This window comes from Aeromonas sp. 602200 (assembly GCF_049173895.1).
Lineage (GTDB): Bacteria > Pseudomonadota > Gammaproteobacteria > Enterobacterales > Aeromonadaceae > Aeromonas > Aeromonas veronii_A.
The window spans coordinates 106,932-118,798 of sequence record NZ_JAAKSL010000005.1; the positions used below are offsets into that span (position 1 = coordinate 106,932).

An 11,867-nucleotide genomic window follows, 5' to 3' on the forward strand; every position below is an offset into this window, starting at 1 on the left:
CCTGCCTCTCCATTTAGTTTTCTTCGATGCGCTTAGCTTGTCTGAAAACGTCAAGTTAGCCGTCCTTATTAATATTTTTTCTTACAAATCAAATGCATGTGTAGTTTTGTATGAAAATGGCGACAGTTGTCGCTACAAAACTTACGACATAGACTGTCGCAAGTCACGACTAGCATACAGTCAACGCTAAACCAGTGAAGGCAAGCACCATGAGCAAGAAGCTGTTACGACAACTGACCTTGGCGCGTTGCATCCCGCACCGCCCTTACAAGCTGACCGCCAGCCAACTCCAGGTAAAACTGGAAGAGGAAGGCATCCACGTCAGTCTGCGTACCGTGCAACGGGACCTGGAGGAGATGTCCGGCATGGGACTGTTCGACCTCACCTCGGACGAGCGCAGCAAACCCCATGGCTGGTGCTTCGAGCGCCACGGCCTCAACGACTTTGCCAATATCATGCCGCTCTCGCTGGCGGTGGCCCTGAAAACATGGAGTGATCAGGCGAGCCAACTGTTGCCGGCGAGTGTACTGACTGAATTGAATCCGCTGGTCGACAAGGCGAGCCAGGTGATCCGCGACAGCCAGAGTGAACTGGCCGAACGTTGGCTGGAGAGTGTCCACCAGTCACCGCGCCCGTTTGCCGGCAACCCGGAGATCCGTCGCAGCACCCTGATCCGCGATGCGCTCTGGCGTGGTCGCAAGTTCAGTGCCGAGATCCAGCGCGTGATCAAAGAGCGCACCGTGTGGCTCTGCTACGACCGTATCAACCCGCTCGGCATTCTCAATCAGCCGGACGGGCCGATCCTGCTCTGCACACTATCCGAGCTGGATCCCAAGGTTTACGGCATCCCGTTTGACCATATCAAGAACGTGGAGCTGACCAACTTCAGCGCCACCCAGCCGAAGGATTTCAATATCCAGAAGCTGATCCGCGATCAGGGCTATCAGGATGTGAGCGGCCCGATCCGCTTCGTCGGCCGGATCGATGCCAACAGCCCGTCGCTGGTGGATAACCAGATCCCCGGCAACAATCCGCGCATGACCCGCTATGACAAGCGCAGCGTGGTGGTGGAGACCGAAGTGCAGGACACCCCGGAGTTTCGCAGCTGGTTGAACAACATCGGCGGTGAACTGGAGGTGCTGGCACCGGAATCGTTGCGCAAGGCCTATCTCAATCCGGCCAACCGCTTGAGCTGATTAAAAAATTGGAATGTTGAAGAGTCGAGCCTGGTCTCGGCTTTTTTTTGCGGTTTTTTTAAGCATATTTATTCAACTAATTTTTAAGTCTTAACGTCAGGATTGAACCGTTTTCCTTCCCCGTTTTTGGGGGCGAAACCCGTGTAAGAGATCTGCCATAGCGACTGTAAGAGGCTGGCGCTTTGAGCCGTACGCGAAGCCATGCCAGAATGATCGAACTTTCCCGTGAAACTAAATAAATAACTGATATTAAAGGGTTAGTTTTTAAGTTTGTTTTTTGGGATGAGAGCTGCATCGGATCTTTATCATCGGATGGCCCTTGTTCGGGGGGCGCATTTCCTTAGTATGGGTCTCACAAGGACGGAGCTGGTCCGGCAGGATGCAGGGCAGCGCATAAAGATGGAATAGTCCGCAGGATGTGGACAAGGAACACCTCAGGATGAGCTCGATAATCAGGATGATTATCGTTACGGATGAATAAAGGAACACCGCGGGATGCGGCAGGACACTCTCGGGATGGGAGTAGAACGAACGGAACCTCGTTCTTCAGGATGAACAGGACCTCGCCGGATGCGAGAGGAATACTTCAGGATGAAGTGAGATAACCCGGATGGTTATCTGTCAGGAAGACGCAAGGAACCCCACAGGACGTGGTAATGGACACCTCCAGGATGGAGACAGGGAAGCAGTTCAGGATGAATTGCCAGGCCAGGAACGCCGCAGGACACGCCAACGGATTGGAAAGGGGATATTCCAAAGGATTAGGATAACGTCAGGGATTGCAGGGAGCATTGCAGTTCTACGGACAGGACGACACGACTCTAGGGGACGGCTACCGCCGTCCCCTTTTCTTTATGGTTTGTCCGAGAGATTGCCGCGCTGGGCGGCGTTGACGATCTCTTGCAGGCGCTGACGAATGTCGACCATGCCAAACACGCCAAATATCAGCACAGTGACAAACTCGGCCTTGGTGACAGCGAAGTAGCGTTTGCAAGCTGCCTTGATCATGCTGGCCTGCAGCCAGTGCAGCAGGGCGACGATCACGCCGCAGACCGGCAGAAAGCCGTTGAGTTTGCCGGGCAGCGGGGCAATCAGGCTCATCAGCACACCAAACCAGAAGAACAATATCAGCCCCATCGCCAACAGATTAAAGACTCGCTTCATTGTTTACCTCCCTTAGATAGAGTTGATAGCAGACCTGACCGGCCTGTTTGTCCTTGAGTAGTTGCCAGCTGGCGGGCAGCGCCAGATCGGCCATCTCCTTCTCCCGCTCCAGATAGATGAGGGCGTCCGCTGCCAGCCAGCCGCGCTGCTCCAGCAGTTCGCACACTTGCGGCAGCAGCTCGCGGCGAAACGGCGGATCGAGGAACACCAGATCAAACGGCGTGGCCGGGCCTTGCAGCCAGCTCACTGCATCTGACTGGATCACCTGACCCTGACTGCTGCCGAGAGCGGTCAGGTTCTTCTTGATCTGGTCGGCGGCCCCTTTGTCCATTTCGATCAGGGTCACCTGCTCGGCATAGCGCGACAGCGCCTCCAGTCCGAGTCCGCCGCTGCCGGCAAACAGATCCAGGCAGCGGGTGCCGCGAATATGGGGGGCCAGCCAGTTGAAGATGGTTTCCTTGACGCGATCCGTGGTGGGTCTGAGCCCCTCCACATCCTTGACCGGCAATTTGCGGCCTCGCCACTGGCCGCTGATGATTCTTACAAAGCCCGATTTTCCTTGCGGGGCAGGACTCTTGCTCGGGTTGCTACGGCTGGATTTCACTCTGGGCATCGCGTTTCATCGTCAGAAAATAAAGTGGTAGTATAAGGCGGTTCATTTTTATGCCGACCCGCCAAGGGACGGCTATCTTAGCAGTCAGCCTTTGATGTGAGTATTTTTAGATGGCAAAAGGTTTGTTTTCCTGGCTGGGTTTCGGCCGCAAGAAAGAAGAGGCTGAGGCTGTCCAACCACAGACACCCCAAGCCACCCCCGTTACCGTTGAGCCCGAGGTCACTGCTACCCCCGCTCCCGTTTCCGATACCACTGTTTCCGATAGTACGCCGGCCGTTGCCCCCGAAGTGCCTGCCAGCGCACAGAATTCCGTTTTGCAAGATGATTGCTGCCTGCCGACCGAGCTGGACGACCACGGCCCACTGGTGGTGGAGGAGTGCGCTTCCGATTTGGAGCCGGTGATCGTCAACGAAGCGCTGATCGCCGCAGAGGAGCGTGCCGCTGAAGCCGCTCGCTCTGCCGCAGAAGCGCAAGCCGCTGAGGTCAAGGCAGCCGAAGAGGCTCGTATTGCTGCCGAAGCTCGCGCTGCGGAAGAGGCACGTATCGCTGCCGAAGCCCGCGCTGCAGAGGAGGCTCGTATTGCTGCCGAGGCTCGCGCTGCAGAAGATGCTCGTATCGCCGCCGAGGCTCGCGCTGCAGAAGATGCTCGTATCGCCGCCGAAGCTCGCGCCGCAGAAGAATCTCGCATTGCCGCCGAGGCTCGCGTCGCGGAAGAATCTCGCATTGCCGCCGAGGCTCGCGCTGCAGAGGAGGCTCGTATTGCCGCCGAAGCCCGTGCTGCGGAAGAGGCTCGTATTGCCGCTGAAGCCCGTGCGGCTGAAGAGGCTCGTATTGCTGCTGAAGCTCGCGCTGCGGAAGAGGCTCGTATTGCTGCCGAAGCCCGTGCTGCGGAAGAAGCTCGCATTGCTGCTGAAGCTCGCGCCGCGGAAGAAGCTCGCATTGCCGCTGAAGCTCAGGCTGCGGAAGAAGCCCGTATCGCCAAAGAGGCCCAGCGAGCGGAAGATATGCGCCTGGTCGCCGCGATGGAGGCTGAGGCTGCCGCACTGGCTGCCCTGCCGTTGGCCGCCAAGGTGGACGACGACACCCAGGACAAACCGCAGCGGGAGGGCTTCTTTGCTCGCCTCAAACGCAGTCTGGTTCGCACCAAGGAGAATATCGGTTCCGGTTTCTTCGGCCTGTTCCGTGGCAAGAAGATCGACGATGAGCTGTTTGAAGAGCTGGAAACCCAGCTGCTGACCGCCGATCTCGGTGTGGATACCACCACTCGTATCATCGAGGGGCTGGTGCAGCATGCGGATCGCAAGCAGCTCAAGGATGCCGAGGCGCTCTACGGTTTGCTCAAACAGGATATGGGCGAGATGCTGGCCAAGGTCGAGCAGCCGCTGATGATCGACACCAGCAAGAAGCCTTACGTGATCCTGATGGTCGGCGTGAATGGCGTCGGCAAGACTACCACCATCGGCAAGCTGGCCAAGCAGTTCCAGGCTGAAGGCAAGAGCGTGATGCTGGCAGCGGGTGACACCTTCCGTGCCGCTGCGGTCGAGCAGCTGCAGGTATGGGGCCAGCGCAACAACATTCCAGTGATTGCCCAGCATACCGGTGCCGACTCCGCCTCCGTTATTTATGACGCCATCGAGGCCGCCCGCTCCCGCGGGGCTGACGTGCTGATCGCCGACACAGCCGGTCGCCTGCAGAACAAGAGCAACCTGATGGAAGAGCTCAAGAAGGTAGTACGGGTGATGAAGAAGCTGGATGAAGAGGCCCCCCACGAGATCATGCTGACGCTGGATGCCGGCACCGGCCAGAACGCCCTGAGCCAGGCCAAGCTGTTCAGCGAGGCGGTTGGCCTGACCGGCATCACCCTCACCAAGCTGGATGGCACCGCCAAGGGCGGCGTCATCTTCGCGGTGGCCGACAAGTTCCAGATCCCGATCCGCTATATCGGGGTGGGCGAGGGGATCGACGATCTGCGTCCCTTCGTTGCCAACGATTTCATCGAGGCGCTCTTCAGCCGCGATGAGTCAGCTCAGCCGTGATGATTAAGTGTTCCATACCCCGACTTCGGTCGGGGTTTGTCAATGTCAGGGAACCGTTATGATTCGTTTTGACAAGGTCAGCAAGGTATACAGCGGTGGCCATCAGGCGTTGCAGAAGGTCAGCTTTCACCTGCGCAAGGGAGAGATGGCCTTTCTAACCGGGCACTCGGGGGCGGGCAAGAGTACCCTCCTCAAACTGATCAGCGTGATGGAGCGTCCGACCGATGGTCGCGTCTTCTTTCATGGCGATGATGTCAGCCATATCCAGCGCAGCCAGATCCCCTATGTTCGCCGCCAGATCGGGATGATCTTTCAGGATCATCGCCTGCTGATGGACAGAACCGTGTTCGACAACGTGGCGCTGCCGCTGGTGATCGATGGTTACAGCCATGCGGACATCAACAAGCGGGTGGCGGCGGCGCTGGACAAGGTGGGGCTGCTCGGCAAGGAGCGTTACCAGCCGCGCATGCTCTCCGGTGGTGAGCAGCAGCGGGTCGGCATCGCCCGTGCCATCGTCAACAAGCCGCCGCTGCTGCTGGCGGATGAACCGACCGGCAACCTGGACCCCCAGCTATCCATGGATATCATGCGGCTATTTCAGGAGTTCAACAATTTTGGGGTCTCGGTACTGATTGCCACCCACGATCTGGGGCTGATCGCTCGCATGCGCTATCGCACCCTGACCCTCAAGGCGGGTCGCATGTATTCGGCCGGGGAGGAGCTCTGATGGCTATCGTTCGTCATAAACAACCGCCGCTGCGCCGTCTGATGATGTACGGGGTTGACCATGTGCGGCAGGCGTTTGCCAGTCTCGGAGAGTTGTGGCGCAATCCGCTCGCCTCCCTGATGACGCTGGCGGTGCTTGGCGTCAGTCTGGCGCTGCCATCCTGCTTCCACGTGCTGCTGAAAAACGCCGAGGTGGTGGAGGGGAGCTGGCAGAGCAGTTCCCAGATCTCTCTTTACCTGCGCAAGGATCTGCCGGAGCAGAGCATTCTCGATCTGCAGCACCGGATCCTGCTCTATCCCGAGGTGGATTCGGTCACCTACCTGAGCCGTGACGATGCGTTGCGGGAGTTTCGCGAGATCTCAGGCTTTGGCGATGCCCTCGATTATCTGGACAGCAACCCGCTACCGCCTGTGCTGAGCGTCATTCCGGATCCACGCTGGCAGAACCCTGAAGGGGCCGCCGAGCTGCTCAGCAAGCTCAACAACGAGGTGGGGGTCGAACAGGGCAAACTGGATCTGCAGTGGCTGACCCGGCTGCAGGGGATCATGAACCTGCTGCGCCACACCATTACCGGTATCGCGGTGCTGTTGCTCTCCGCCGTATTGCTGATCGTCGGCAATACCCTGCGTCTCAACATCCTCAACCAGCGTTCCGAGATTGAAGTGCTCAAGCTGGTGGGGGCGACCGATTCCTTTATTCATCGTCCTTTCCTCTATACCGGTATCTGGTTCGGGGTCATCGGCGGCATGCTGGCCTGGTGGCTGACCGAAGTGATGGTGATCTGGAGCGAAGGGGTGGTGAAGGAGCTAGCGGGCTTGTATAACAGTAACTTCCGGCTGGTTGGCATGGGGGCGGTAGACGGGATCAATCTGATCTTGCTGGGCGCTCTGCTGGGGCTGATTGCCTCCTGGTTCTCGGTCCATCGCCACATTCGCGACATCGAACCATCCTGATTACTTTGTCATCAAAGTAAATCGCTGGATTTTGAGAGTCGGATCAAGTAAAAGAGGGGCCGTTTCTGGCTTGGCCCCCATAGTCAGAGTATTCTGAATAACAATGATCTTCCGGATCTTCGCGAGATCCAGTGAACCTTCTGATTTATAAGCAGTCTATTAAAGCTGAAGCATTTATACGGGTGTGGCCCCTCTGCCTTGCTCGTCAGACTTGGCAAGCATGTGAAGGTTGCGAGCTCCGCAACAATGGACTTAGCATGCTACTTTTCGGGGGTCCTTCATTGTGACCCCCTTTTTTTGACTGTTCATTCATGATTCATCCTGCAGGCTTAAGATAAGCCGGTCTAAAACTGGGCATGTTCTTTGATACACGCCGCAGAATGGCATCCGGTCAGTAGACAGACCCTCTCAGGGTGTTAGACTGATTCGATTGAAAAGTAAGAGGTAACAGATGGGAACTTCATTGCAGCGCACTATGGCTCTGATTCCGCAAGGTAGTCTGGAAGGCTATATCCAGGCAGTAAACTCTATTCCTGTGCTGAGCGCAGAGGAAGAGCGTGAACTGGCTGAGCGTTTGCAGCAGGATGGCGATCTCGAGGCTGCTCGTCAGCTGGTTATGTCGCACCTGCGCTTTGTCGTTCATGTCGCCAAGAGTTATGCCGGTTACGGCCTGCCTCAGGCCGATCTGGTTCAGGAAGGCAACATCGGCCTGATGAAGGCGGTCAAGCGCTTCGACCCGACGGTCGGCGTGCGTCTGGTCTCCTTTGCAGTGCACTGGATCAAGGCCGAAATCCACGAATATGTCCTGCGCAACTGGCGCATGGTCAAGGTGGCGACCACCAAGGCCCAGCGCAAGCTCTTCTTCAACCTGCGCAAATCCAAAAAACGTCTGGGCTGGCTGAACCACGAAGAGGTTCAGGCCGTGGCGGCCGATCTCGGCGTCTCTGCCGCTGACGTGACCGAGATGGAAGCGCGGATGGCCAACTACGATCAGGCGTTCGATCTGGTTGGTGATGATGAAGAAGAGGGCGGTTTCGCTCCGGTTCACTATCTGGAGGATAAATCCTCCGATCTGGCCGCGACCATCGAGAATGACAACTGGGACGATCATGCCACCCGTCGTCTGAGCTCTGCCCTCGCCACCCTGGATGAGCGCAGCCAACACATCATCCGCGCCCGCTGGCTCGATGATGACAGCAAGACCACTCTGCAGGAGCTGGCCGATACCTACGGCGTCTCTGCCGAGCGTGTGCGTCAGCTTGAGAAAAACGCACTCAAGAAGCTGAAAGATGCCATGGAAGCCTGATGCTTCCTCTCATAAAAACAGGGCCTGATGGCCCTGTTTTTGTTTCGCAAGGATCTGGTCGGCCTTGCTTTGGTTACCCTTGAGTGTGTTATGTTGCCGCCACTGCCACATTAGGGAGAGCAGAAGTGAAACTGTTGAACGACCTGTTTACCAACAACCGTGAGTGGGCCGAACGGATCAAAGCCGAAGATCCCGCTTTCTTTGCCACTCTTTCTGCCCAGCAGGCCCCCGAATACCTCTGGATCGGTTGTTCCGACAGCCGGGTCCCCGCCAACCAGCTGATGGGGTTGCTGCCGGGGGATGTCTTCGTCCACCGCAACGTCGCCAATCTGGTTGTACATACCGATTTCAACTGCCTCTCCGTGCTGCAATACGCGGTAGAAGTGCTCAAGGTGAAGCACATCATCGTCTGCGGTCACTATGGCTGCGGCGGCGTCAAGGCCGCGATGCAGAATCAGGAGCTGGGTCTCATCGACAACTGGCTGCGCAACATCAAGGATGTCTACTTCAAATATGGTGAAGAGCTCGAGGCCATCGAGGATGAGCACGAGCGCTTCGACTACCTGTGCGAGCTGAACGTGGCCGAGCAGGTCGCCAACGTCTGCCACACCACCATCATCCAGAACGCCTGGCGCAAGGGGCAGGAGCTGGCGGTGCATGGCTGGATCTACGGGATCAAGGATGGTCTGCTGCACGATCTCGATCTCTGCATCAGCGGCCCGGATCAGATCCCCGACGTCTACCGCGCCTGGCCGGATATGCGTCCGCCCCACCGTCGGCGCTAGGGAGCTTCATGGTGGCGCCAGCCCTCTATCTGCAGATCAAGCAGCACATTCTGGACGGGATCCGCGAACGCCACTATCAGGCGGGGGACAGGATCCCGACCGAAGCGGCCCTGTGCGAGCAGTTCACCGTGAGCCGGATGACGGTCAACCGGGCGCTGCGGGAACTGGTGGCGGAAGGGTGGCTGGTGCGTACCGCCGGTTCCGGTAGCTTCGTGGCGGACAGGCGCACCGAGTCGCAGCTGCTGGCTATTCGCAATATTGCCGATGAGATCGCCGAGCGTGGCGGCCAATACAGTGCCCGGGTTATCCGGCTGCAGCGACTGGCCGCCGACGAGAAGGTGGCGGTACAACTGGGGCTGCGGGTTGGCGCCCCCATCTTTCACAGCCTGATCGTCCATCAGGCCGATGGGGAGCCGTTGCAATTGGAGGAACGCTTCGTCGATGCCGGGCGCCTGCCAGGCTATGGCGAGCAGGATTTCACCCTGCAAACTCCCAACCGCTATCTGATGGATGTCTGCCCCCTCTCCGAGATGGAGCACGTGGTGGAAGCCGTGCTGCCGAGCGCCGGTGAGGCGGGATTGTTGCAGATCCGCGTAGATTCCCCCTGCCTGTTGTTGCACCGGCGTACCTGGTCGGAGGGGCATCTGGTCTCCTACGCCCGTTTGCTCTCCCCAGGTTCCCGCTACAAGCTCAGCTCCAAGACTCAGCTGGAGTAAATGTCTATACAACTCGATTTTGCAAAGCCCACCTCCTGGTGGGCTTTTTTGTGCTTAAACTCTAAGTTTGATGCTGTTATCAGGATGTGAACTTCGTTCTTTCTTTCGTCATAGAGATCGACTATAAGAATATGTATATACATTTGAGGTCGCTATGAACAAGGAACTGTTGAACTGCGAGCGGGTCTGGCTCAACGTGACGCCCGCTACCCTGAATGATGAGCTGGCCGACTACGGCCTGCTGCCGCTCCACGCCATCGGCGTGAAGGATGGCAAGATCCACGCGCTGGTGCCGATGGCCGAGTTGAAGGGGCCGTATCCCGCTCACTGGCAGGATATGCGGGGCAAGCTGGTCACCCCCGGCCTTATCGATTGTCACACCCATCTGGTCTTCGCCGGCAGCCGTGCCGAGGAGTTCGAGCTGCGCCAGCAGGGAGTGCCCTATGCCGAGATCGCCCGTCGGGGCGGCGGCATCATCAGCACGGTGCGTGCGACCCGTGCCGCCAGCGAAGAGCAACTGTTCGAGCTGGCGCTGCCAAGGGTGAAATCCCTGATCCGCGAGGGGGTCACCACAGTGGAGATCAAGTCCGGCTATGGCCTGACGCTGGATGATGAACTCAAGATGCTGCGGGTGGCCCGCCGACTGGGAGAGGCGCTGCCGATCCGGGTCAAGACCACTCTGCTGGCGGCCCATGCTGTGCCGCCGGAGTATCGCGACGATCCCGACAGCTGGGTCGAGACCATCTGTCAGGAGATCATCCCGGCCGCCGCCGAGGCGGGTCTGGCCGATGCGGTAGATGTCTTCTGCGAGCACATCGGCTTTTCGCTGGCCCAGACTGAGCAGGTCTATCTGGCGGCGGATCAATACGGCCTGCCGGTGAAGGGGCATATGGATCAGCTCTCCAACCTCGGTGGCAGCACGCTGGCCGCCAACTTTGGCGCCCTCTCGGTGGACCATCTGGAGTATCTGGATCCGGAAGGGATCCTGGCGCTGGCCCACCGTGGCGTGGTCGCCACCCTGCTGCCCACCGCCTTCTACTTCCTCAAAGAGACCAAGCTGCCGCCGGTCGCCGCGCTGCGCAGGGCGGGGGTGGCGATGGCGGTCTCCTCCGACATCAACCCGGGCACGGCCCCCATCGTCTCGCTGCGGATGGCGATGAACATGGCCTGCACCCTGTTTGGCCTGACCCCGCTGGAGGCCATGGTCGGGGTGACCCGTCACGCCGCCAAAGCACTTGGCGAGCAGGATCGCCTTGGTCAGCTCAGGGTCGGCATGGCAGCCGATTTCCTGATCTGGCACTGCGCCCATCCGGCCGAGCTGAGTTACATGGTCGGCGTCGATCAGCTGGCAGGCCGCATCTTCAACGGCGAGGAGACCCTCCATGGATAAGTTCAACCCGATCGACATGTCGCTCTGGCAGGGGCGGCAGGATCCGGAAGATGGCGAGTTGGCCCTGCGCTGGCATGACAAGGTGCAGCCCTGGACCGCCGGAACACAAGAGGCAGCAGGTGTAGTGCTGTTCGGTTTTGCCTGCGATGAAGGGGTGCGCCGCAACAAGGGGCGCATTGGTGCTGCCGGGGCGCCGCAAGCGGTGCGCAAGCTGCTGGCCAACACCGCTTGGCATCTGAGTCGCCCCGTCTACGATGGTGGGGATGTGAGCTGTACCAATGGCGATCTCGATGCCGCCCACGGCCATCTGGCCGAGCGGGTCGCCGCTGCGCTCGATCTGGGCCACTTCCCGCTGGTGCTGGGGGGCGGCCACGAGGTGGCCTTCGGCAGCTGGAGCGGCCTTAACCGTCATCTGGGCGGCAGTGGCAGGGTCGGCATTATCAACCTCGATGCTCACTTTGACCTGCGCATGAAGCAGGAATTGGCAAGCTCCGGCACTCCCTTCTTCCAGATCGCCGAGCAGTGCGCCGCTCAGGGCACGCCGTTTCACTACGCCTGCCTTGGGGTGGCCGAGACAGCTAATACCCAGGCGCTGTTTGCACGGGCCGACGAGTTGGGGGTCTGGTATGTGAAAGATGAAGCCATGAGCGAGCGTGCTCTGCCCACCTTGCTAAGTGGGCTGGACGCCTTTATCGCCAATTGTGATCACCTCTATCTGACCATCGATCTCGATGTGCTGCCCGGCAACCTGATGCCGGGAGTGAGCGCCCCCGCCGCCCGCGGTGTGGAGCTGGCGGTGATCGAACCGTTGATCGCCCGTATCCGGGCCAGCGGCAAGCTGCGGCTCGCCGATCTGGCCGAGTACAACCCGACGCTGGATCAGGATAACCGCAGCGCCCGCGTGGCCGCGCGACTGGTTCATCTGTTGACCCGTTAACCCTTTGGCCGCATATCGCCGAAGGCACCCTATTGATACAACAA

Annotated in this window: 11 protein-coding genes; 9 read left to right on the forward strand and 2 right to left on the reverse strand. The window is 59.0% G+C overall.

Annotation, left to right across the window (positions count from 1 at the left end):
- Nucleotides 1–209: 209 nt before the first annotated feature.
- On the forward strand, nucleotides 210–1,196 hold the full coding sequence (locus G5221_RS08565; RefSeq protein ID WP_421263102.1) for a helix-turn-helix transcriptional regulator: 987 nt from the start codon (nucleotides 210–212) through the stop codon (nucleotides 1,194–1,196).
- A gap of 852 nt (nucleotides 1,197–2,048) precedes the next feature.
- Here G5221_RS08565 and G5221_RS08570 read toward each other — a convergent pair.
- Together G5221_RS08570 and rsmD are read right to left on the reverse strand one after the other, a co-directional pair.
- Nucleotides 2,049–2,360, reverse strand: a complete 312-nt coding sequence (locus tag G5221_RS08570; protein ID WP_042052536.1) for a DUF1145 domain-containing protein — start codon at nucleotides 2,358–2,360, stop codon at nucleotides 2,049–2,051.
- A complete protein-coding gene (gene rsmD, locus G5221_RS08575; protein ID WP_124930360.1) occupies nucleotides 2,344–2,973 on the reverse strand; it encodes a 16S rRNA (guanine(966)-N(2))-methyltransferase RsmD in 630 nt (209 codons plus the stop codon). Before rsmD ends, G5221_RS08570 begins: the two co-directional genes overlap by 17 nt.
- 110 nt (nucleotides 2,974–3,083) lie before the next feature.
- Between rsmD and ftsY the strand changes: the two genes are divergently transcribed.
- The 8 genes from ftsY (at nucleotide 3,084) to hutG (ending at nucleotide 11,823) form a co-directional block, all read left to right on the forward strand.
- Entirely contained in the window at nucleotides 3,084–5,009 is a 1,926-nt protein-coding gene (gene ftsY, locus G5221_RS08580) for a signal recognition particle-docking protein FtsY (RefSeq protein ID WP_421263103.1), read from the forward strand.
- 58 nt (nucleotides 5,010–5,067) lie between these two features.
- On the forward strand, nucleotides 5,068–5,736 hold the full coding sequence (ftsE, locus tag G5221_RS08585) for a cell division ATP-binding protein FtsE (RefSeq protein WP_005339995.1): 669 nt from the start codon (nucleotides 5,068–5,070) through the stop codon (nucleotides 5,734–5,736).
- Nucleotides 5,736–6,689, forward strand: a complete 954-nt coding sequence (gene ftsX / locus G5221_RS08590; protein ID WP_005339996.1) for a permease-like cell division protein FtsX — start codon at nucleotides 5,736–5,738, stop codon at nucleotides 6,687–6,689. Before ftsE ends, ftsX begins: the two co-directional genes overlap by 1 nt.
- Nucleotides 6,690–7,140: 451 nt before the next feature.
- Nucleotides 7,141–7,995, forward strand: a complete 855-nt coding sequence (gene rpoH / locus G5221_RS08595) for an RNA polymerase sigma factor RpoH (RefSeq protein WP_005339997.1) — start codon at nucleotides 7,141–7,143, stop codon at nucleotides 7,993–7,995.
- 125 nt (nucleotides 7,996–8,120) lie between these two features.
- A complete protein-coding gene (can, locus tag G5221_RS08600; protein WP_005339998.1) occupies nucleotides 8,121–8,780 on the forward strand; it encodes a carbonate dehydratase in 660 nt (219 codons plus the stop codon).
- Nucleotides 8,781–8,791: 11 nt separating this feature from the next.
- On the forward strand, nucleotides 8,792–9,496 hold the full coding sequence (gene hutC / locus G5221_RS08605; RefSeq protein ID WP_158110895.1) for a histidine utilization repressor: 705 nt from the start codon (nucleotides 8,792–8,794) through the stop codon (nucleotides 9,494–9,496).
- 154 nt (nucleotides 9,497–9,650) lie between these two features.
- Entirely contained in the window at nucleotides 9,651–10,886 is a 1,236-nt protein-coding gene (gene hutI / locus G5221_RS08610) for an imidazolonepropionase (protein ID WP_421263104.1), read from the forward strand.
- Complete coding sequence (gene hutG, locus G5221_RS08615; protein WP_202004187.1) at nucleotides 10,879–11,823, forward strand: formimidoylglutamase; 945 nt, start codon at nucleotides 10,879–10,881, stop codon at nucleotides 11,821–11,823. The genes hutI and hutG overlap by 8 nt, the downstream gene beginning before the upstream one ends.
- Nucleotides 11,824–11,867: the final 44 nt, after the last annotated feature.